Below are 21,094 nucleotides of genomic sequence, written 5' to 3'. Positions count from 1 at the left end.
TTTCCTTGTTCCGGGATGTTTGACTTGCGGTGTGCGCTGGAACTGCACCCACCGTGCGCCTTGCGGCATGCAAAGCCTTGGAATTATAGCCCGACCGTCCTGATCGGGCTTTCAGGCCTCTTTGGGGGCCTTCCATCGAGCGAAGCCAGCCCCACGGCGCCCAGCACGCAGGCTGCCCCGCCGATCTGCGCCAGGCTGATGCTTTCGCCCAGCCAGAGCGCGGCCAGCGCCAGCGCCGAGACCGGCAAAACGGCGGTAAAAAGCGCTGCTTCAGCCCCGCGCAGCCGGGACGATCCGGCAAACCACAGCACGAAGCCCAGCACCGTTGGCACCAACGCGTAGTAGGCGACGCCGGCCAGCGCCTCCGCCGGCAAGGGGTGCTCCCAGGCTCGCTCGAACAGCGCTGGTACCAGTGACAGGAGCAACCCGAAGGCCGTCATCAGCGTCGACAGCGCCAGCGGACGCACCGGCACCCGCAGGCGTTTGTTGAGCAGGATGAACATCGCCTCGCAAACCACCGCGCCCAAAACCAGCAGGTTGCCGATCAGCGCCGCCGGGGATTTTGAGTCCCCCGCCGAAGCCTGGCCCGCCCCGGGCCAGCTGATCGCCAGCACCCCCGCCGTCGCCAGCACGATGCTGCCCACCAGAAACCGCCCCGGCCGCTCGCGCAGCGCAATCACCGCCACCAGCGCCGCCACAGCAGGCAAGGTGCCCGCCACCACGCCCGCACTGGCCGCCGGTGCCCAGCGCACGCCAAGGATCAGCAGCACGGTGTAGCCCACGCTCCCCAGCCCCGCCTGGCACACCAGCAGCGCCAGATCCTGCCGGCCGGGCCGCGGCCACGGCGTGCGGGTCAGCCGCAGCAGCACCAGGAACACCGGCAGCGCCATCGCGAACCGCAGCGCGGTCGCGGTGAACGGCGGCAGCCCGCCCGCGATGACCTTGCTGGCCACCACCGTGCTGCCGACCGTGACCATCGCCAGCGCGCACAGTGCCATCCCCTTCAACCGTTGCGACAACATGCCGGACCTTTCGCTTTCGAGAAAAGCCCGAGCTTCGCGGCCCCGGCGCGCCGCGTATTGAACGAAATTGCAGCCGGCTCAGCCCTTGCCGGGTTGTTGTTCCGCCAGCCAGTTGCGCAACCGCTCCACGCCCTTCACCAGCCGCTGCGGGTCTTTCGACGCAAAGCACCAGCGCAGCCAGCCCTGCGCTTCAGGTGCGAAGGCGTTGCCCGGCGCGAGCCCCAGGCCCGCCTCTGCCACCAGCCGCTTGGCCACTTCGAGCGAATCGCCGAAGCCTTCGAGCCGGAAGAAGGCGTACATGCCGCCCTTGGCCGAGGCCACCTGCACGCCCGGCAGCGCCGCCAGCAGCGGCACCAGCGTGTCGCGGCATTGCTTCAGGTGCGCCACCACGCGCGGCGTGATCTCGCTCGTGTGCTCGATGGCGGTGATGGCGGCGCGCTGAGTGAACACGCTGGCGCATGAGGTGTTGAACTCGATCAGCTTGCCGATGCCGTCCACCATCGAAGGCGGCAGCACCAGCCAGCCGAGGCGCCAGCCCGTCATCAGGAAGCTCTTCGAGAAGCTGTGCGTGACGACGAGGCGGTCGTCAGGCTTCGAGATGTCGAGGAAGCTCGGCGCGCAGCCATTGGGCGTCGGCTCGTAGTACAGCCGCTCGTACACCTCGTCGGCAAGGATCCACGTGCCGGTCTTGCGGCAATGGTCGAGCACGGCCTGCTGCTCGTCGCGCGTCATGGTCCAGCCCGTGGGGTTGTTCGGCGCGTTGACGATCAGCAGCTTCGTCTTCGACGTGACCGCTGCGCGCAGCGCGGGCAGGTCGAGCGTCCATTGGCCGTTCACCGGCACCAGCGGGAGCGTGCGCACGTGCGCGCCCATGATCGCGGGCTGCGCCGTCAGGTTGGGCCACACCGGCGTCACGGCGACCACTTCGTCGCCCGCGTCGACCAGCGCCTGCACCGCGAGCATCAACGCGCTCACGCCGCCCGAGGTGACGGCGATGCGCGAGGCATCGACCGCCGGATGCAGCCCGCTGGTATAGCGCGCGATGGCTTCGCGCAGTTCGGGCAGGCCGAGGTTGTGGGCGTAGAAGGTTTCGCCCCGCTGCAGCGACTCGATGGCCGACTGGCGGATCACCTCGGGAGTGACTTCGTCGCTTTCGCCGAACCAGAAGGCCAGCACGTCGTCGCGGCCCATGCCGGCATTGGCGACTTCGCGGATCTTCGATGCTTCGAGGTTGTGGATGGCTTCACGCATGTCTGGTTGTCCTGTTCATCATCGTCATCATCAAGGTCTCTTCATCTTGCACGAGGTCGGCAGCTCGGCGCGCTCGGGGGCGATGGTCTTGACCACCCGAAAGCCGTAGCCGGAGCCTTCGACGTCGAACTGCACGCCCGGCCTGCCCTGCCTGTCCATCACGCCGACCACGAGCTGCTGCTGGAACTGGTGGTCCGCAGCGCGCATGCGCCCGCGCTGGCCGTACAGGCTCACGTCGGCCTGCTCCAGCGCGCGTGCCACAGGCACCGCGTCGACACCGCCCGCGCGTTCGATGGCCTGTACGAGCGCTTCGATCATCAGCGCCAGCCGCATGTGCACATAGTCTTCGGCCGGCTTCGGAAAGCGCGCGCGGAAGGCGCGGTAGAAGGCTTCGGACTGCGTCGTCTGCACGTTGGGCAGCCAGTCGGCCACCGCGATCACGCGTCCGATGCCCGCATCGCCGATGGCTGCGGGCGCACCGAGCGCATTGCCGTAGAAGGTATAGAAGGTGCCGTTGAAGCCCGCTTCGCGCGCCGCCTTCACCAGCAGCGTGAGGTCGTTGCCCCAGTTGCCCGTGACCACGGCCTGCGCACCGCTCGCGATGATCTTGGTGGCATAGGGCGCAAAGTCTTTCACCTTGCCCATCGGGTGCAGTTCGTCGCCGACGATCTCCACGTCGGGCCGCTGTGCGCCGAGCTGCCGGCGCGCCTCGCGCAGCACGGCCTGGCCGAAGCTGTAGTCCTGTCCGATCAGATAGACGCGCTTGAGCGCTGCGTCGTCCTTCACCACGTCCATCAGCGCGGCCACGCGCATGTCGGCATGGGCGTCGAAGCGAAAGTGCCAGAAGCTGCAGCGCTCGTTCGTGAGCACAGGGTCGACCGCCGCGTAGTTGAGGAAGATCACGCGTCGCGACGGGTCGCGCTCGTTGTTCTTGTCGATGGCATCGACCAGCGCCGCGGCCGTGGCCGACGAGTTGCCCTGCAGCACGATGCGCGCGCCGTCGTCCATCGCGGCGCGCAGCGCGGAGAGCGCTTCTTCGTTCTGCCCCTTGCTGTCGTAGCGGTCGAGCTGCAGGGGCCGCGCGCCGCCGGGCAGCTTGATGCCGCCGCGCGCATTCACGCGCTCCACCGCCCACAACAGATTGCGGAACACGGCCTCGCCGGTGTTGGCGAAGGGGCCGCTCATGCTTTCGATGAGTGCCAGGCGAATGGGCGCAGGTGGCGATGAAACCGATGCTTGTGCCAGCGCGGCGAAGGGCCTCGCGCATAGCGCCAGCGCCGCGAATTTCAAGGCCTCGCGACGCCAAATAAAGGGGGGATTCATTGTCTTGAAACGCGTGCCGCGGGGCCTAGATGAGGTCTCAAGCGGCACTCACGATTGAACGGCCGCGCAGTGTAAGGGACACACATTCCTTGTCCCCATTGTGTTGATTCAGGAGTTCTTCATCATGTTTTTCGCCCCCACCCTTCGCACCGCCCGCTTCGCTCCCCGCGCCTATGACCGCTCGTTCGAACGCTTCGTGAACGATGCCTTCGCCGGTGCCCGCCGCTCGCCGCTGGTCGAGCAGGACGACAAGAGCTGGACCCTCTCGCTCGACGTGCCGGGTTTCACGCGCGAAGACCTCGCGATCAGCATCGAAGGCGCCGTGCTGCGCATCGACAGCAAGGCCGAAGCCAAGCGCCAGTTCAAGGCGGCCTACGAGCTGCCGCAGGACATCGACGTAGCCACCAGCGAAGCAAAGCTCGAGAACGGCGTGCTCACGCTGAAGCTCGGCAAGCTGGTCCCCGTGAGCCAGGCCACTCAGTTACAAATCAACTAATTTGGCCTATGCCCACAAGAGGAAAATGTTAGTTAAGGCCTCGTTTTGACTTTAAACGAGCACCTTATTCACAATAGCGCTAGATAACGTCACATGATGTGACGTTTTCTTAGAACTTTCTTCTTCGTGGGCGTCTCGTAAACGCACCGAACTCGCTACGGTGCGGTTCGGGTGCCCCCAAAGGCACCATGAAAACGCACCTTCAATCCGCCAACCCCAACGAACAATCCGACACGCTCCTGGTGTTCCTGCCCGGGGCGTACCTGAAGCCCGACGAGTTCGAGCGCGAAGGGTTCATCGCAGCCGTGCGCGAACGCCATCTGGCGGCCGACTCCCTGCTGGTGGACGCGGATGTTTCCTACTACTACGAACAGACGCTGAGCGATCGCCTCCACACCGAGGTCATCGAGCCGCAGCGCGCCAAGGGCTACAAGTCGATCTGGCTCGTGGGCATTTCCATCGGCGGCTTCGGCGCGCTCATTCACGAACTGGCGCGGCCGGGCTCGGTGGACGGCATCGTGGCGCTCGCGCCCTACCTGGGACGCCGGGTGCTCGGCGCGGAGATCAAGAAGGCCGGCGGCCTGCGCACCTGGCAGGCGCCTACCGGGCCGCAGCCCGACGAAGAGCCCGACCGCAAGCTCTGGCCCTTCTTCCAGCAGTACCTGGAAGCCCAGCCGTCGCAGAACCTGCCGCCGCTCTACCTGGGCTTCGGGCTCGACGACCGCTTTGCCAGCAACCACAAGCTGCTGGCCGACGCCCTGCCGCCGGGGCGCGTCTTCACGACCGAGGGTGGCCACGACTGGCCGCAGTGGCGCCAGCTGTGGCGCAATGTGCTGGACGTGCTGCCGCTGCCGGCAATCGGCCGATCAAAGCAACTGCTTACGCAGTCTCCGGTAGCGAAGCCATGGGCCATCGCGGCCTGACGTCGAAGGCATAGCGCTCGCTCGCCTGCGACAGCCCTGACTGCAGCCGCATTGCCGCAGCCATGGCGATCATCGCGCCGTTGTCGGTGCACAGGTGCAGCTCCGGGTAGTGCACGCGCACCTTGCGCTTCGCGCACGCAGCGTTCAGCTGTTCGCGCAGATTCCTGTTGGCTCCCACTCCTCCCGCCACCACCAAGCGCTTGAGCCCGGTCTGGTCGAGCGCGGCAAGCGACTTCTTAAGCAGCACCTCGACGATGGCCGCCTGCGTGGACGCGGCCAAGTCGGCCTTGTTCGCTTCGAGCTGGTCGCCGAGCTTCTTGGCCTGCGTGAGCACGGCCGTCTTCAGGCCGGCAAAAGAAAAATCGAGATCGCCGCTGTGCAGCAGCGGCCGCGGCAGCTTGAAGGCCGTGGCACTGCCGCCTTCGGCCAGCTTCGCGAGCCACGGCCCACCCGGGTACGGCAAGCCCATGAGCTTGGCGCTCTTGTCGAAGGCCTCGCCGGCCGCGTCGTCGATGGTTTCGCCGAGCAGCTCGTAGCGGCCCACGCCGTCCACCCGCATCAGCTGGGTGTGGCCGCCCGACACCAGCAGCGCGACGAACGGAAACTCCGGCGGATCGGCGCTCAGGAACGGCGACAGCAGATGCCCTTCAAGGTGATGCACGCCCAGCACCGGCTTACCCAGCGCCACGCCCAGCGCACAGGCCACGCCGGCGCCCACCAGCAGCGCGCCCGCCAGGCCCGGCCCGCGCGTGTAGGCCACCACGTCGATCTCGCCCAGCGTGCGGCCGGCTTCGGCCATGACGGCTTCGGTCAGCGGCAGCACGCGGCGAATGTGGTCGCGGCTGGCCAGTTCGGGCACCACGCCGCCGTAGGCCTGGTGCATGGCGATCTGGCTGTGCAGCGCGTGCGAAAGCAGCAGCGGCAGCGCGTCGCCGTGCGACTCGACCAGCGCCACGCCGGTTTCATCGCAAGATGATTCGATTCCCAACAAGAGCATGCCGCCGAGTGTAGGCGGCGCCCTCCCCCGGCACCCGCGAAGGGGCAAACGGCGGCGCTCTCCACTCCCCGAGGCACGGATGTTGCGTTGACCATGCCAGAGCCCCGCGCCCTCCCACCATGAAATCCGGACTGAGTTTTCTGATCGCTGCCCGTCGCTGCGAAATCGACGAGCTGGATCAACTCGCCCGCACCAGCGAACTGGTGAGCCTGATCGGCCGCCTCGTCCACGCGCTGCAGCGCGAGCGGGGCATGTCGAACATGTTCCTCACCTCTCGCGGCGCCCGCTTCGCCGACCAGCGCGGCCCGCAGATCGCCGAATGCATCGCGCTGGAGCAAGAGGTGCGCGCCGGCTTCGACCAGCTCGAGGCCGACAACCACCGCGGCGCGGGCACCGGCAACAGCGCGCGCCTGTTCAGCCGCATCGCATGGGTGCTCCCCGGGCTGGACGCCCTGCCCGGCCTGCGCCGCCGCATCGATGCGCTCGAGCTGAAGCCGGCGCAATCCACCGCCGCGTTCGCCAAGCTCGTCGCCGGCCTGCTGTCGGTGGTGTTCGAGGCGGCCGACGGCGCCACCGACCCCGAGATCTCGCGCCTGCTGGTCGCGATGTTCAACTTCATGCAGGGCAAGGAATTCGCCGGCCAGGAGCGCGCCTTCGGCTCCGCAGCGCTGGCGCTGGGCCGCAGCGACGAGGCGCAGCGCCTGCAGTGGCTGCACCTGATCGAATCGCAGGAACGCTGCTTCCAGGTGTTCACCGATTTCTCCGGCGAGGCGGTGCTCGCGCTGTGGCGCAACAGCCAGCCCGATGCCGAAGTGGCCGAGCTCGAACGCATCCGCCGGCGCGGCGCCGCCTCCACGCCGGCTGACGTGCCGCTCAGCCAGGCCTGGTTCGACTGCTGCACCCGCCGCATCGACGCCATGAAGATCGTCGAGGACCGCCTGGCCGCCGACCTGCGCGCGCTGTGCGAGCGAAAAACCGTGCAGGCGCGCAGCGAGCTGCAGGAATACCGGCAGCTGCTCGACACGCTGGCCCCGCAGGCCGGTGCCCTGTTCTTCGATGACGCCGACGCGCAGTCGGCCGCTCCCGCGCAGTTCGGCCGCCATCTCGAACGCTCGGTGCTCGACATGGTCCAGGAACAGTCGCACCGCCTGCAGGCCATGAGCGACGAGCTCGAAACCGTGCGCGCCTCGCTCAACGAACGCAAGATCGTCGAACGCGCCAAGGGCCTGCTGATGGCGCACCGCCGACTCAGCGAAGAAGACGCGCACAAGATGCTGCGCCAGACCGCCATGAACCAGAAACGGCGGCTGGTCGACGTGGCCGAGTCGATGCTGGCAATGGCCGACTACCTGCCCATGCTCGACCGCGCGCCGCCGCGTTGAAGCGGTCCGGACCGTTCAACTTGGTGCAGTGCACAACAACCGTGCCATCCGGCGCTTCCCGGCCTGATCGGGCCCTCTCCCATGCTGTGCGGCCGCACCCCGCTACTTTCTTGATAGCAGCTCATGGCACCTGAAGGCTGGCACACCGCTTGCAAGCAATAAGTTCGTAGGCCCCTCAATGGGTCTTCAGGCAGGTGGCACCCAACGGCGGGTGTCTCCCACCGAACCGGACAAAGGCGTCCCCATCCCGCAAGGGCTCGTTTTCGAGCAGCCCCTGCGCGGTGCGGACGCCTTTTCGTTTTTGTCTTTCTTGTTTGTTGTTTGTCTTCAACCGGAGCCCCGCCCCATGACCGACCTGCTCAAAACCCGCCTCAGCCGACGCCGCGTATTGCAAGCCGCTGCCATCGGCGCCGTCGGCATCGACCCGGCGCTGCGCGCCGCCGTCTGGGCCCAGGGCTCGGACAAGCCCGAGAAGGAAGAAGTGAAGATCGGCTTCATCCCGCTGACCGACTGCGCCAGCGTGGTGATGGCCTCGGTGCTCGGCATCGACAAGAAGTACGGCGTGAAGATCGTGCCCAGCAAGGAAGCCAGTTGGGCCGGCGTGCGCGACAAGCTGGTCAACGGCGAGCTCGACATGGCGCACGTGCTCTACGGCCTCGTCTACGGCGTGCACCTCGGCGTCAGCGGCCCCAAGAAGGACATGGCCGTGCTCATGACCCTCAACAACAACGGCCAGGCCATCACGCTGTCGAAGAAGCTCTCGGACAAGGGCGCGGTCGATGCGGCCTCGCTCGCCAAGCTCATCGCCAGCGAGAAGCGCGAATACACCTTCGCGCAGACCTTCCCCACCGGCACGCACGCCATGTGGCTCTACTACTGGCTCGCCTCCGCCGGCATCGACCCGTTCAAGGACGTGAAGAACATCACCGTGCCGCCGCCGCAGATGGTGGCCAACATGCGCGTGGGCAACATGGACGGCTACTGCGTGGGCGAACCCTGGGGCCAGCGCGCGATCATGGACGGCATCGGCATCACGGCCATCACCACGCAGGACATCTGGAAGGACCACCCCGAGAAGGTGCTCGGCACCACGGCCGAGTTCACCAAGAAGTACCCGAACACCGCGCGCGCCGTGACCGCCGCCATCCTCGAGGCCGGCAAGTGGATCGACACCGGCCTGCAGAACAAGAACAAGATGGCCGAGACCATCGCCGACAAGAGCTACGTCAACACCAGCGTGGACGCCATCAACCAGCGCATCCTGGGCCGCTACACCAACGGCCTGGGCAAGAGCTGGGACGACCCCAACCACATGAAGTTCTACAACGGCGGCGCCGTGAACTTCCCGTACCTGTCGGACGGCATGTGGTTCCTCACGCAGCACAAGCGCTGGGGCCTGCTGAAGGAACACCCCGACTACCTGAAGGTGGCCACCGAGATCAACCGCATCGACATCTACAAGCAGGCTGCCGCAGCCACGCAGACACCGGTGCCCAAGGAAACGATGCGCACCAGCAAGCTGTTCGACGGCTCGGTCTGGGACGGCAAGGACCCGAAGAAGTACGCCGAGTCGTTCAAGCTTCATGCATAGGGAGAACAACATGGTCAGCGCAGTCTTTCACTCGCCGCTCGAAGCGACCACCGCGCAGGTGACGCAAGTGGCCCCTTCCGTCGCCGCCAGGCCGGCAGCCCCCAAGCCCGCACCCGCCCCGGCGCCCGAGCCCCGGGTGCGCACGCCCATCGACCTGCGCGCCTTCTGGATGCGCGTGCTGCCGCCGCTGGCGGGCTTCGGCCTGCTGCTGCTGATCTGGGAAGTAGTGGCCATGAAAAGCACCACCGGCTTCCCCACGCCCGCAGCCACCTGGCAGCAGGCCGTGACGGTGTTCAGCGATCCGTTCTACAGCAAGGGCCCGAACGACCAGGGCGTGGGCTGGAACGTGCTCTCGTCGCTGCAGCGCGTGGCGCTGGGCTTCGGGCTGGCGGCGCTGGTCGGCATTCCGGCCGGCTTCGCGATCGGGCGCTTCGAATTTCTCGCGCGCATGTTCAACCCGCTGATCAGCCTGCTGCGCCCGGTGTCGCCGCTGGCCTGGCTGCCCATCGGCCTCTTGGTGTTCAAGGGCGCCAACCCGGCGGCCATCTGGACCATCTTCATCTGCTCGATCTGGCCGATGGTCATCAACACCGCCGTGGGCGTGCAGCGCGTGCCCAGCGACTACATGAACGTGGCCAAGGTGCTGAACCTCAGCGAATGGAAGATCCTCACCAAGATCCTGTTCCCCGCCGTGCTGCCCTACATGCTGACCGGCGTGCGCCTGGCCGTGGGCACTGCGTGGCTGGTGATCGTGGCGGCCGAGATGCTCACCGGCGGCGTCGGCATCGGCTTCTGGGTGTGGGACGAGTGGAACAACCTCAACGTCGCCAACATCATCATCGCGATCTTCGTGATCGGCATCGTCGGCCTGGTGCTGGAGTTCGCGCTCATCAAGCTCGCAACCGCGTTCACGTTCGAAGAGGTGAAGTCATGATCGACGACAGCAAGTACATCGAGATCCACGGGGTCGAGCAGGCGTTCAAGACGCCCAAGGGCCGCTTCGTCGCGCTGCGCGACGTGAACCTGAACGTGGCCAAGGGCGAGTTCATCACGCTCATCGGCCACTCGGGCTGCGGCAAGTCGACGCTGCTGAACCTGATTGCCGGGCTCACCACGCCCACCGAGGGTTCGCTGCTGTGCGCCAACAAGGAAATCAAGGGCCCCGGCCCCGAGCGCGCGGTGGTGTTCCAGAACCACTCTCTGCTGCCCTGGCTCACCTGCTTCGAGAACGTGTACCTCGCGGTCGAGCGCGTGTTCGCAGCCACCGAAAACAAGGCGCAGCTGCGCGCGCGCACCGATGCGGCGCTGGCGCTGGTGGGCCTCACGCCCGCCGCGCAGAAGCGGCCCGGCGAAATCTCCGGCGGCATGAAGCAGCGCGTGGGCATTGCGCGCGCTCTGTCGATGGAGCCCAAGGTGCTGCTGATGGACGAGCCCTTCGGCGCGCTCGACGCCCTCACCCGCGCCAAGCTGCAGGACGAGCTGCTGGCCATCGTGCAGAAGACGCACAGCACCGTCGTCATGGTGACGCACGACGTCGACGAGGCAGTGCTGCTGAGCGACCGCATCGTGATGCTGACCAACGGCCCTGCCGCCACCATCGGCGACGTGCTCGCAGTGAACCTTCCGCGCCCGCGCAACCGCGTCGAACTGGCCGAAGACCCGGCCTATGTGCACGCACGCAAGGCGGTGATCGATTTCCTCTACACGCGCCAGGCGCACGTGGAGAAGGTCGCGGCCTGACGCTGCGCCCGCGCCAGCACAACCGGCGTCAGGACATGATCACTTGCAGGCTGTGCTCGTACGACGCCGTGAGGCGCTCGAAGGTGTCGACCAGCGCGTCGCTGGAACGCACCAGCGTGGCGCGGCCGTCGGCGCTGTCGAGCGTGCGCACGCCACCGACCAGCCGCAGCCATTCGTCGCGGGCGCTGGCCAGCGCGGCGCGGATCTCGGTGGTGCTGAGCGGCGCGTGCTCCAGCTCGAGCAATGCGGCCTCGAACTCGGCCATGGTCGGCACCAGCCGCGCGTTCGCGGCCTTCTCTTTCAGCGCGGCGGCCAGCAGCGCGTCCTTGGCCAGCCGCTGCGCACGCATGCGCTGCCGCCCGCAGATGTTGACGATGCGCAGCGCGCGCCGCGCGCCCGAGGTTTCGAGCGCCTCAGTCAAGGCCTCGGCGGCGCAGAGCAGCACTTCGGCGCGCTGGTCGATGTCGGCCAGCCCTGCTGCCGTCGGCCGTGCGGTCAAGGCAGTGGCCAGCCCGCTCCACGCGGCTTGCGCATCCCCCAGCGCCTGCGCGCCAACCGCGCCGAGCCCGAGGGCCGCCAGATGATCGAGGTTCTGCTGCACCCGTTCGGCCGACTGCGTGCGCAGCACCCGCGCCCGCTGCGCGTCGATGCTGCCCAGCAACTGCGCCGCCACGCGCACCAGCCGCTGCGAAAGCATGCGCAGTTGCCCGGCGCGGTTGATCGCGTCGGCCCACTGCGCCGCCTCGATGACCGAGCGCGACACCTCGCCCAGACGCAGGTTGGCGTGCATCGCAGCGCCGCGCAGCAGGCCGAAGGCCTCGTCCTCGCCGATACCGCGCGCGGACATCAGCAGGCCCTTGGCGCGGTCGACCCACTTGCGCTCGTCCATGCGGGTGCGCAAGCTCTCCAGTTCGGTGCGCAAAGTGGCCTCGCGCTGCCAGCGCGACTGGGCGCGGGCGGCCAATGCGGCGAGCGATTCGGCATCAATGGCATCGGCCTGCATCCATGCGTGCACGCCGAGCGCGACCAGTTCTTCATGTTGAGCACCGCTCAACGGCGCGCTGACAAGGCTCAACGCACACGGTGGCAGGCCGGCCCACGTGCGCAATGCGTCGAGCAGCGCGGGCGTGGGCAAAGGCAGGCAGATCAAGGCCTGCCGGGGGGCCAGCGCCTCGACCTGCCGCGCGAAGCTGCCGCAATCCACGCAGCCGAGCACGTCGAGACCGGCGCCGGACAGCGCCCGCGCAAGCGCCTCGGGCAACACAAGGCCGGCGGGTTCATCGGGCAGGACAACGAGAAGGGACATCTTGGGGAAGCGGTGTGGGAACGCACCGCGAGCATAGGCCACGCCCGCGCGAACTCGCAGGCACGCCTCTTGCATGAAACGGAGCGCGGTGTAACGAAGCACCGCTTTGGTGATGAGGCTGCAGGCTCCTGCAGCCGGCCCGGCAATTCACACGCCGTGCACACCCCCACGCCGACAGCGTCCGCTGCCGGCATTCCGACCCCAACCCCGTCCGTCGACACGACCTCTCCAGGGTCGCGCCGCGGCTTTTCGCATCTTTGAACGCCATGTCCAGCTTCAGGAATTTCTTGCAATCAGGCCACAGCCCGACACTGTTCGCGGCCTTCCTGTACTTCTCGTTTTCCTGCTGCATCTGGGTGCTCAACGGCGCCATGGCGCCCTTCATCGGCGAAACCTTCAATCTCTCGCCCGCCCAGAAGGGCCTGATGCTGTCGGTGCCGATCATCGCGGGCGCGCTGATGCGCTTTCCGCTGGGCATCCTCTCGCAGTACATCGGCCGCAAGAAGGCCACGCTGGTCGAGATGGCGCTGATCGCGGTGGCGATGCTGTTCGGCTTCTTCTTCGTCAAGAGCTTCAACGACCTGCTCGCCATGGGCGTGCTGCTGGGCATCGCTGGCGCGAGCTTCGGCGTGGCGCTGTCACTGGGCTCGGGCTGGTTCCCGCCGCAGCACAAGGGCCTGGCCATGGGCCTTGTGGGCGCGGGCAACGTGGGCACGGCGGTGTCGGTGCTGGTGGCGCCGCCGCTGGCGAACTGGCTGGGCTGGCAGGCGGTGTACGGTGTGGCCGCCGTCGCCATCCTCATTCCGATGGTCGTGATGGTGGTGTTCGCCAAGGAGCCGCCGGACGTGAACGCCCATTCGAGCTTCCGCGAGCACATTGCCTGCCTGTTCGAGAAAGACGGCTGGGTGTTCAGCCTGATCTACGGCGTGACCTTCGGCGGCTTCATCGGCCTCACGACCTTCCTGCCCTCGTACTACTACGACCAGTTCGGCGTGAGCAAGGTGCAGGCCGGCCAGCTGACCATGCTCGCGGCCTTCATGGGCGCGGCCGTGCGCGTCGTGGGCGGCTGGATCTCCGACCGCTGGGGCGGCGTGAACACGCTGACGGTGGTGCTGCTGGTGGTGGCCGTGAGCCTCGTGCTGGTGGGCTTCTCTTCAGGCTCGCTGGCCGTCACCACGCTGGTGCTGATCGTCTGCTTCGCCGCACTGGGCGCGGGCAACGGCGCGCTGTTCCAGCTGGTGCCGCTGCGCTGGCCTACGAGCACGGCGGTGGCCGGCTCGATGATCGGCGAGATCGGCGCACTGGGCGGTGGCCTCGTGCCCAACGCCATGGGCCTGTCGAAGCAATACCTGGGCAGCTATATCTGGGGCTTCGTGTTCTTCGCGGCGCTGTCGCTGGTGATGCTGGGCGTGATGCGCGTGATGCAGATCCGCTGGACGCGCACCTGGGCCGAAAAGGGCGGCCGTGCGCGCGTCACGACGCCGCACGCAGCTGCCCCCCACATTCGAAAGACGGCACGCTCATGACACGCCCCGCCGTCTTCCGCTCAACGTGGCAAGAACAGCAGCCACACGATGAGCAGCACGTTGAACAGGACCGACACGCCGAGCGCGAGCTGGTAGAGCGCGAGCGGGTCGCGGCGGATCAGCGGCGTGGCGGCGGGCGCGTTCACAGGGCGGGAGGCGCCGCGCTCCAGCGCGAGCAGCAGCTCCTCGGCGGTTTCGAAGCGCTCGCGCGGATCGCGGGCGACAGCCTTGCGCACCAGGTGATCGAGCCAGATCGGCACGTCGGGGCGGATGCGCGAGAGCGCGACCGGATCGCGCCGGTAGCGCGCCACCTGGTAGGGCTCGATTTCGCCGTAGGGCAAATGGCCGGTGAGCCACTGGTACAGCGTGACGCCGAGCGCGAACAGGTCGCTGGCCGCGTCGGCGGTGCCGCCCTCCTCCCACTGCTCGGGGTTGATGTAGCTGGGCGTGCCGGCATGCAGCTCGCGCTGGGCCGTGCCTTCTCTTCCGGACAGGGCTACGCCGAGGTCGATGATGCGCCAGCGCCCGTCGTCGCCCAGGTGCAGGTTGCCGGGCTTGATGTCGCGATGGATCACGCCCTGCCGGTGCAGCCGGCCGAGCGCACGGCTCAGCTCGACGCCGGCGGTCACCACCTCGGCCACCGCACCGCGCGCGTTCGCCTTGCGCAACTGCTCCAGCGTGCGCCCGCCATGCCAGTCGAACACGATGTACAGCGCGCTCGCGTTCTCGGCGCGCTCGTGCACACGAACGAAACCGCCGCCTCCAATACCTCCGACGCGCAGCCCCAGCCACGCCTCGTGCGCCAGCATCGCGCGTTCCTGCGGATCGCCGGCACGCGAGGGATGCAGCGTCTTCAGCGCGACCAGCTCGCGCGTCTGCGGATGCCGCGCCTGGTACAGCAGGTGCACGCCGGTGTCGGCCACCAGCGCGGTGATGGCGTAGCCGTCGAGCACGTCGCCCACCTTCAGCGCGGGCGGCGGTGCGAGCCGGCGGCCGTCGCCGAGCTCGTCGTCGAGCTGGCGCGCATCGAGCCCCACCACGCGGATGACCAGCGCGGTCGCGTTGTCGCGCGTGCCGGCGTCGAGCGCCGCGTGCACCAGCGCCTCGCTGGCCGCTTCGGCATCGCCCTGCAGGGCCAGCGCGGCCACCTTCTGCGGCTTGAGCACGCCGTGCACGCCGTCGGAGCTCAGCACGAAGCAGTCGCCCACGCGCACGTCGCCCTGGGCGTAGTCGACGCGCACCTGGTCGTCGAGGCCGATGGCGCGCGTGAGCCGGCTGCGCATGTCGGGGTGGTCGAAGGCGTGGTCCTGCGTGAGCGGCACGGCCGGCCCGCCGCCGGCGCGCACGCGCCAGGCGCGCGTGTCGCCCACGTGCGCCAGCGTGTAGCTCTGGCCGTGCAGCACCAGTGCGGTGAGCGTGGTGAGCGCCGTGCCGCCGTCCTGCTTGCTCTGGCGCCGGCGGTTGTGGTCGGCCAGCCAGCCGTTCTGCGCGCCGATCAGCCGGTCGAGCGCGGCGGTCGGCTCCCAGGTGGCGGGCGTGGCGAAGTAGTCGGCCAGCAGGCCCATCACCGTGGTCTGCGCCGCCTCGCGGCCGTGCCCGCCGCTCGACACCCCATCGGCAATGGCTGCGATGAGGCCGCGGGCCTCGTCGCCCGGCGGCGCATGCACTGCACCGGCGAAGTCTTCGTTCAGCTCGCGCGGTCCGCGCTGGCTGCTGTAGCCGATGTCCACTTCAAAGCTCATGGCGCGATTCTGAACGCGCGCCGCGGGCGCTCCTTTGCTTGATTTCCCTGAAAGGTCCAGCCCCATGAAGAAAATGAAACTCGTAATGGTCGGCAACGGCATGGCCGGCGTGCGCACGCTCGAAGAGCTGCTGAAGATCGCGCCCGAGCTGTACGACATCACCGTCTTCGGCGCGGAGCCGCATCCCAACTACAACCGCATCCTGCTGTCGCCGGTGCTGGCGGGCGAGCAGACGGTCGACGAGATCGTGCTCAACAGCTGGGAGTGGTACACGGACAACAACATCACGCTGCACGCCGGCAAGAAGGTGGTGGAAGTCGACCGCGTCAAGCGCGTCGTGCGCGCCGTGGATTCGCAAGGCGATGTCACCGAGGCCGCTTACGACCGCCTGCTGATGTGCACCGGCTCCAACCCCTTCATGCTGCCGGTGCCCGGCAAGGACCTGAAGGGCGTGATCGCCTACCGCGACATCGCCGACACCGACTACATGATCGAGACCGCGCGCACGCACAAGAACGCGGTGGTCATCGGCGGCGGCCTGCTGGGCCTCGAAGCCGCCAACGGCCTGATGCTGCGCGGCATGAACGTGACTGTGGTGCACGTGATGCCCTGGCTGATGGAGCGCCAGCTCGACGACATGGCGGGCAAGCTGCTGCAGAAGTCGCTGGAAGACCGGGGCCTGAAGTTCCGGATCGGTGCGCAGACGCAAGACCTCGTCGGCGACAGCGACGACGGCAAGGGCGGCCGCGTCAAGACCATCCGCTTCAAGGACGGCACCGAGGTGGCGGCCGACCTGGTGGTGATGGCCGTAGGCATCCGCCCCAACGTGGAGCTGGCCGAGAAGATGCGCCTGCACTGCAACCGCGGCATCGTCGTCACCGACACCATGCAGACCGTGACCGATGCACGCATCTACTCGGTGGGCGAGTGCGCGGCGCACCGCGGCATTGCCTACGGCCTGGTCGCGCCGCTGTTCGAGCAGGCCAAGGTGGCGGCCAACCACCTGGCGCAATTCGGCATCGGCCGCTACCTGGGCTCGCTCACCTCCACCAAGCTGAAGGTGACGGGCATCGACCTGTTCTCGGCCGGCGAGTTCATGGGCGGCGAAGGCACTGAAGAGATCGTCATGAGCGACCCCTTCGGCGGCGTCTACAAGAAGCTGGTGATCAAGGACGACAAGCTGGTGGGCGCCTGCCTCTACGGCGACACGGTGGACGGCAGCTGGTACTTCAAGCTGCTGCGCGACGGCCGCAGCGTGCACGACATCCGCGACAAGCTCATGTTCGGCGAATCGAACATCGGCGACACCGGCCACGAGGGCCACAACAAGGCCGCGACCATGCCCGACGACGCCGAGGTCTGCGGCTGCAACGGCGTGAGCAAGGGCACCATCTGCAAGGCCATCAAGGAAAAGGGCCTGTTCACGCTCGACGAGGTGAAGAAGCACACCAAGGCCAGTGCCAGCTGCGGCTCGTGCACCGGGCTGGTCGAGCAGATTTTGATGTTCACCGCCGGCGGCGACTACTCGGCCACGCCCAAGAAGAAGGCCGTGTGCGGCTGCACCGACGCGAGCCACCAGGACGTGCGCGACGCGATCCGCAAGGAGCACTACCTGACGCACGACGAGGTGTATCGCAACCTCGGCTGGCGCACGCCCAACGGCTGCGCCACCTGCCGCCCGGCCATCAACTACTACCTGATCAGCACCTGGCCGAAGGAGGCCAAGGACGATCCGCAGAGCCGCTTCATCAACGAGCGCAGCCACGCCAACATCCAGAAGGACGGCACCTACTCCGTCATTCCGCGCATGTGGGGCGGCCACACCACGCCCGACGAACTGCGCCGCATTGCCGACGCAGCCGACAAGTACAAGATTCCGACCGTCAAGGTCACGGGCGGCCAGCGCATCGACCTGCTGGGCGTGAAGAAGGAAGACCTGGAAAACGTCTGGAAGGACATCGGCATGCCCAGCGGCTTTGCCTACGCCAAGTCGCTGCGCACGGTGAAGACCTGCGTGGGCAGCGAGTGGTGCCGCTTCGGCACGCAAGACTCCACGCAGATGGGCAAGGACCTGGAACGCGCCCTGTGGGCCATGTACTCGCCGCACAAGGTCAAGCTGGCGGTGTCGGGCTGCCCGCGCAACTGTGCGGAAGCCGGCATCAAGGACGTGGGCGTGATCGGCGTCGACTCGGGCTGGGAACTCTACGTGGGCGGCAACGGCGGCATCAAGACCGAGGTTGCGCAGTTCCTCGTGAAGGTGAAGACGGCCGAGGAAGTGATGGAGTACTCGGGCGCCTTCCTGCAGCTGTACCGCGAAGAGGGCTGGTACCTGGAGCGCACGGTGCACTACATCGGCCGCGTGGGGCTGGACTACGTGAAGAAGAAGATCCTCGACGACGCCGAAGGCCGCAAGGCGCTGTGGGAACGCCTGCAGTTCGCGCTCGACGGCGAGCCCGATCCGTGGTTCGAGTCAGCGCAGGCTTCGGTCGATGTGCGGCAGTTCACGCCGCTGACGGCGCCGATCGACACCCACCAGACCGCCTGAAAGGAGACACCATGAGCGATTGGAAAGTCATCTGCCGCATCGACGACATCCCCGTGCTCGGCGCCCGCCGCGTGGCGCGGCCTGCCGGCGTGGACGTTGCCGTGTTCCGCAACGCCGAGAACGAGGTGTTCGCGCTGCTCGACCGCTGCCCGCACAAGGGTGGCCCGCTGAGCCAGGGCATCGTGTTCGGCACCAGCGTGGCCTGCCCGCTGCACAACTGGGCCATCGGGCTGGACGACGGCTGCGCCAGGTCGCCCGACGAAGGCTGCACGCCGAAGTTCGCCGTGAAGGTGGAAGACGGCGTGGTGCACCTGGACGCGGGCGAACTGGCCACGCACGCCATCGACCTGGAACGCCCGGTCGCCGGCCCGAAGCCGTTCGCGGTGCTGACGGTTCTGCCGCTGGAATAACCCATGACGCTTGAGACCCGCTCCACCTGCCCCTACTGCGGCGTCGGTTGCGGCGTCATCATCGAATCGCAGGGCAGCGAAATCACCGGCGTGCGCGGCGACCCTGACCACCCGGCGAACTTCGGCCGGCTGTGCACCAAGGGCTCGACGCTGCACCTCACGGCCAGCGCCACGGTCACGCGGCAGACGCGGCTGCTGCAGCCCATGCAACGCCTCGCGCGCGCAGAAGCGCCCACCGCGGTGACGTGGGACACCGCGCTCGACAACGCCGCCGGCAAGTTCGCGCAGGTGATCCGCGACCACGGCCCGGACTCGGTCGGCTTCTATGTGTCCGGCCAGTTGCTCACCGAGGACTACTACGTCTTCAACAAGCTCGCCAAGGGCCTGATCGGCACCAACAACGTCGACACCAACTCGCGCCTGTGCATGAGCAGCGCCGTGGCCGGCTACAAGCAGACGCTGGGCGCCGACGCGCCGCCGGCCTGCTACGACGACCTGAAGCACGCCGACTGCCTGTTCATCGTGGGCAGCAACACGGCGTGGGCGCACCCCATTCTTTTTCGCCGCATCGAGGACGCGAAGGCCGCGAACCCGGCGCTGAAGATCATCGTGGCCGACCCGCGCCGCACCGACACGGTCGAGATCGCCGACCTGTTCCTGCCCATCCAGCCCGGCACCGACGTGATGCTGTTCAACGGCATGCTGCACCTGATGCTGTGGGAAGGCTGGATCGACGCGAAGTACATCGCGGCGCACACCAACGGCTTCGACGCATTGAAGGCGACGGTGCGCGAGTGCACGCCGGACAAGGTCGCGCAGGTGTGCGGCATCCCGAAGGAAGACCTGCTCGAGGCGGCGCGGCTGTTCGCCACCTCGCCCGCCACGCTGAGCCTGTACTGCCAGGGCCTGAACCAGTCGTCGAGCGGCACGGCGAAGAACGCTGCGCTCATCAACCTGCACCTGGCGACCGCGCAGATCGGCCGCGCCGGCGCGGGTCCGTTCTCGCTGACCGGCCAGCCCAATGCAATGGGCGGGCGCGAAGTCGGCGGCCTCGCCAACCTGCTGAGCGCGCACCGCGACCTGGCGAACCCCGATCACCGCGCCGAAGTGGCCGCGCTGTGGGGCGTGCCCTCGGTGCCCGAGAAGCCGGGCAAGACGGCCGTAGAGATGTTCCAGGCCGCGGCCGACGGCGAGATCCGCGCGCTGTGGATCGCCTGCACCAACCCGGCGCAGTCGATGCCCGACCAGGCCACGGTGCGCCGCGCGCTGGAACGCGCCGAGTTCGTCGTGGTGCAGGAAGCCTTTGCCACTACCGCCACCTGCGCCTTTGCCGACCTGCTGCTGCCAGCCACCACCTGGGGCGAGAAGGAAGGCACCGTGACCAACAGCGAGCGCCGCATCTCGCGCGTGCGCCCGGCCGTGCCGGCGCCCGGCGAGGCGCGCAACGACTGGTCGATAGCCGTGGCCTTCGCGCACCGGCTCGAAAGGCAGCTGGGTCGCGCGTTCACGCTGTTTCCGTACGAGACCGCCGAATCGGTCTGGAACGAGCATCGCGAGTCCACGCGCGGGCGCGACCTCGACATCACCGGCCTGAGCTACGTGATGCTGGAAACCACCGGCCCGCAGCAGTGGCCGCTGAAGGAAGGCGAAAGCACCGGCCGCGTGCGCCTCTACGAAGACGGCGTGTTCCCCACGACCGATGGCCGCGCCCGCTTCGTCGACACGGCCTACAAGCCGGTGGCCGAAGCCCGCGAGGCCCGCTACCCTTTCTCGCTGAACACCGGCCGCCTGCGCGACCAGTGGCACGGAATGAGCCGCACCGGCACCGTCGGGCGCCTGTTCGGCCATGTGTCTGAGCCGGTGGTGCAGATGAACGCGCAGGACATGGCGCGCCGCCAGATCCGCGAAGGCGACCTGGTGCACCTGACCTCCAGGCGCGGCTCGATCATGCTGCCCGCGCGCGCCAGCGCCGAGGTGGGGCTGAGCCAGGCGTTCGTCGCCATGCACTGGGGCGAGGAGTACCTGAGCGGCTGCTCGTCGAACGGCACACGGCTCGCGGGCATCAACGCGCTGACCACGCCGGCCTACTGTCCGACCTCGAAGCAGCCCGAGCTGAAGCACACGCCGGTGAAGATCCTCAAGGCCGAGCTGCCGTGGTCGCTGCTGGCCATGGCCTGGCTGCCCGATGGCGACGCGCTGGCCGCGCACCGCGCGCTGCAGCCGATGATGGCGCTGTTTCCTTTTGCGACCTGCGTGCCGTTTGCCGGCAACACGCAGGGCGCCGAACGCAGCGGCCTGCTCTTTCGCGCCGCCGCGCACGACGCACCCGACGACGCGCTGGTCGAGAAGATCGAAGCCCTGCTCGGCCTGCAGACCGCCGATACCCTGCGCTACGCCGACCGCCGCCGGGGCCAGCGCCGCTCGGCCCGGCTGGTGCGCCGTGCCGACGGCAGCGCGGGCCTCGAAGCCTTCCTGCTGGGCGGCGACACCAGCGCCGAAACCTGGATCTCCACGCTGCTGCGCGAGGAACTGCCGGCGCAAAGCTACGGCCGCCTGCTGCTGTCGCCGGGCTCGAAAGCGCCGGTGGCGGTGCAGTCGCGCGGCAAGACGGTGTGCACCTGCTTCAACGTGGCGGACGTGGCGATCCAGACCGAACTGGGCCGCTGCACCGGCACCGCCGACGAGCGGCTGGCCAAGCTGCAGGGCGCGCTGAAGTGCGGCACCAACTGCGGCTCGTGCATTCCGGAGCTCAGGCGCATGGTGCGGGCTACGCCGGCCGAAGCGATGGTGGAAGCCCCATGACAGCCCTGTGCATAAGCCGAATGACATTCCGGCATAAG

The 21,094-nt window shown here is 68.0% G+C and carries 16 protein-coding genes; 10 read left to right on the top strand and 6 right to left on the bottom strand.

Features of this window, described 5'->3' with window-relative positions; genetic code table 11:
- Positions 1 to 83: 83 nt before the first annotated feature.
- The 3 genes from BMW87_RS26380 to BMW87_RS26370 all read right to left on the bottom strand — a co-directional run bounded on the left by BMW87_RS26380 (position 84) and on the right by BMW87_RS26370 (position 3,596).
- Positions 84 to 1,019, bottom strand: coding sequence for a DMT family transporter (locus BMW87_RS26380; protein WP_371258859.1), 936 nt, complete (start codon positions 1,017 to 1,019; stop codon positions 84 to 86).
- A gap of 81 nt (positions 1,020 to 1,100) precedes the next feature.
- Positions 1,101 to 2,273 (bottom strand): pyridoxal phosphate-dependent aminotransferase, encoded by a 1,173-nt coding sequence (locus BMW87_RS26375; protein WP_093079897.1) that lies wholly within the window; start codon positions 2,271 to 2,273, stop codon positions 1,101 to 1,103.
- Between the two features lie 30 nt (positions 2,274 to 2,303).
- Positions 2,304 to 3,596: a branched-chain amino acid ABC transporter substrate-binding protein gene (locus tag BMW87_RS26370; RefSeq protein ID WP_093079895.1), complete on the bottom strand. Its 1,293-nt coding sequence runs from the start codon at positions 3,594 to 3,596 to the stop codon at positions 2,304 to 2,306.
- Between the two features lie 124 nt (positions 3,597 to 3,720).
- Between BMW87_RS26370 and BMW87_RS26365 the strand changes: the two genes are divergently transcribed.
- On the top strand, positions 3,721 to 4,092 hold the full coding sequence (locus BMW87_RS26365) for an Hsp20/alpha crystallin family protein (RefSeq protein WP_093057925.1): 372 nt from the start codon (positions 3,721 to 3,723) through the stop codon (positions 4,090 to 4,092).
- Between the two features lie 188 nt (positions 4,093 to 4,280).
- Positions 4,281 to 5,015 (top strand): alpha/beta hydrolase-fold protein, encoded by a 735-nt coding sequence (locus BMW87_RS26360; protein WP_093057858.1) that lies wholly within the window; start codon positions 4,281 to 4,283, stop codon positions 5,013 to 5,015.
- On the opposite strand, the gene tsaD is transcribed toward BMW87_RS26360, so the two are convergent.
- Entirely contained in the window at positions 4,972 to 6,012 is a 1,041-nt protein-coding gene (gene tsaD, locus BMW87_RS26355) for a tRNA (adenosine(37)-N6)-threonylcarbamoyltransferase complex transferase subunit TsaD (protein ID WP_093057859.1), read from the bottom strand. The two genes, BMW87_RS26360 and tsaD, sit on opposite strands and share 44 nt — an antisense overlap.
- Before the next feature lie 119 nt (positions 6,013 to 6,131).
- Here tsaD and BMW87_RS26350 point away from each other — a divergent pair, with 119 nt between their 5' ends.
- The 4 genes from BMW87_RS26350 (at position 6,132) to BMW87_RS26335 (ending at position 10,725) form a co-directional block, all read left to right on the top strand.
- Positions 6,132 to 7,394 (top strand): nitrate regulatory protein, encoded by a 1,263-nt coding sequence (locus BMW87_RS26350; RefSeq protein WP_093057860.1) that lies wholly within the window; start codon positions 6,132 to 6,134, stop codon positions 7,392 to 7,394.
- A gap of 346 nt (positions 7,395 to 7,740) precedes the next feature.
- A complete protein-coding gene (locus BMW87_RS26345; protein ID WP_093079892.1) occupies positions 7,741 to 8,985 on the top strand; it encodes a CmpA/NrtA family ABC transporter substrate-binding protein in 1,245 nt (414 codons plus the stop codon).
- A gap of 10 nt (positions 8,986 to 8,995) precedes the next feature.
- Entirely contained in the window at positions 8,996 to 9,919 is a 924-nt protein-coding gene (gene ntrB, locus BMW87_RS26340) for a nitrate ABC transporter permease (protein WP_093057862.1), read from the top strand.
- Entirely contained in the window at positions 9,916 to 10,725 is an 810-nt protein-coding gene (locus BMW87_RS26335) for an ABC transporter ATP-binding protein (protein WP_093079890.1), read from the top strand. Before ntrB ends, BMW87_RS26335 begins: the two co-directional genes overlap by 4 nt.
- A gap of 28 nt (positions 10,726 to 10,753) precedes the next feature.
- Here the strand turns inward: BMW87_RS26335 and BMW87_RS26330 are convergent, their stop codons facing one another.
- Positions 10,754 to 12,031, bottom strand: coding sequence for an ANTAR domain-containing protein (locus tag BMW87_RS26330; protein WP_093080014.1), 1,278 nt, complete (start codon positions 12,029 to 12,031; stop codon positions 10,754 to 10,756).
- Positions 12,032 to 12,297: 266 nt separating this feature from the next.
- On the opposite strand from BMW87_RS26330, the gene BMW87_RS26325 reads away from it, so the two are divergent.
- Positions 12,298 to 13,557 (top strand): MFS transporter, encoded by a 1,260-nt coding sequence (locus BMW87_RS26325; protein WP_093057865.1) that lies wholly within the window; start codon positions 12,298 to 12,300, stop codon positions 13,555 to 13,557.
- Positions 13,558 to 13,577: 20 nt separating this feature from the next.
- On the opposite strand, the gene BMW87_RS26320 is transcribed toward BMW87_RS26325, so the two are convergent.
- Positions 13,578 to 15,299 (bottom strand): bifunctional protein-serine/threonine kinase/phosphatase, encoded by a 1,722-nt coding sequence (locus BMW87_RS26320; protein WP_093079887.1) that lies wholly within the window; start codon positions 15,297 to 15,299, stop codon positions 13,578 to 13,580.
- 64 nt (positions 15,300 to 15,363) lie between these two features.
- On the opposite strand from BMW87_RS26320, the gene nirB reads away from it, so the two are divergent.
- The 3 genes from nirB to BMW87_RS26305 are packed head-to-tail and all read left to right on the top strand — an operon-like array spanning position 15,364 to position 21,056.
- A complete protein-coding gene (nirB, locus tag BMW87_RS26315; protein WP_093079885.1) occupies positions 15,364 to 17,844 on the top strand; it encodes a nitrite reductase large subunit NirB in 2,481 nt (826 codons plus the stop codon).
- An 11-nt stretch (positions 17,845 to 17,855) separates the two neighbouring features.
- On the top strand, positions 17,856 to 18,254 hold the full coding sequence (gene nirD, locus BMW87_RS26310; RefSeq protein ID WP_093057868.1) for a nitrite reductase small subunit NirD: 399 nt from the start codon (positions 17,856 to 17,858) through the stop codon (positions 18,252 to 18,254).
- Between the two features lie 3 nt (positions 18,255 to 18,257).
- Positions 18,258 to 21,056: a nitrate reductase gene (locus tag BMW87_RS26305; protein ID WP_093079882.1), complete on the top strand. Its 2,799-nt coding sequence runs from the start codon at positions 18,258 to 18,260 to the stop codon at positions 21,054 to 21,056.
- The last annotated feature ends 38 nt before the right edge of the window (positions 21,057 to 21,094 follow it).

This window comes from Variovorax sp. OV084 (assembly GCF_900111625.1).
Classification (GTDB): domain Bacteria; phylum Pseudomonadota; class Gammaproteobacteria; order Burkholderiales; family Burkholderiaceae_C; genus Variovorax.
The sequence above is the reverse complement of the archived record's forward strand: the minus strand, read 5'-3'. Positions and strand labels throughout refer to the sequence as shown.

Bases quoted from the DNA above. Each gene is read 5' to 3' on its own strand.
- BMW87_RS26375 (WP_093079897.1), bottom strand. From the start codon at position 2,273: ATGCGTGAAGCCATCCACAACCTCGAAGCATCGAAGATCCGCGAAGTC.
- BMW87_RS26370 (WP_093079895.1), bottom strand. From the start codon at position 3,596: ATGAATCCCCCCTTTATTTGGCGTCGCGAGGCCTTGAAATTCGCGGCG.
- BMW87_RS26365 (WP_093057925.1), top strand. From the start codon at position 3,721: ATGTTTTTCGCCCCCACCCTTCGCACCGCCCGCTTCGCTCCCCGCGCC.
- BMW87_RS26360 (WP_093057858.1), top strand. From the start codon at position 4,281: ATGAAAACGCACCTTCAATCCGCCAACCCCAACGAACAATCCGACACG.
- tsaD (WP_093057859.1), bottom strand. From the start codon at position 6,012: ATGCTCTTGTTGGGAATCGAATCATCTTGCGATGAAACCGGCGTGGCG.
- BMW87_RS26350 (WP_093057860.1), top strand. From the start codon at position 6,132: ATGAAATCCGGACTGAGTTTTCTGATCGCTGCCCGTCGCTGCGAAATC.
- BMW87_RS26345 (WP_093079892.1), top strand. From the start codon at position 7,741: ATGACCGACCTGCTCAAAACCCGCCTCAGCCGACGCCGCGTATTGCAA.
- ntrB (WP_093057862.1), top strand. From the start codon at position 8,996: ATGGTCAGCGCAGTCTTTCACTCGCCGCTCGAAGCGACCACCGCGCAG.
- BMW87_RS26335 (WP_093079890.1), top strand. From the start codon at position 9,916: ATGATCGACGACAGCAAGTACATCGAGATCCACGGGGTCGAGCAGGCG.
- BMW87_RS26330 (WP_093080014.1), bottom strand. From the start codon at position 12,031: ATGTCCCTTCTCGTTGTCCTGCCCGATGAACCCGCCGGCCTTGTGTTG.
- BMW87_RS26325 (WP_093057865.1), top strand. From the start codon at position 12,298: ATGTCCAGCTTCAGGAATTTCTTGCAATCAGGCCACAGCCCGACACTG.
- BMW87_RS26320 (WP_093079887.1), bottom strand. From the start codon at position 15,299: ATGAGCTTTGAAGTGGACATCGGCTACAGCAGCCAGCGCGGACCGCGC.
- nirB (WP_093079885.1), top strand. From the start codon at position 15,364: ATGAAGAAAATGAAACTCGTAATGGTCGGCAACGGCATGGCCGGCGTG.
- nirD (WP_093057868.1), top strand. From the start codon at position 17,856: ATGAGCGATTGGAAAGTCATCTGCCGCATCGACGACATCCCCGTGCTC.
- BMW87_RS26305 (WP_093079882.1), top strand. From the start codon at position 18,258: ATGACGCTTGAGACCCGCTCCACCTGCCCCTACTGCGGCGTCGGTTGC.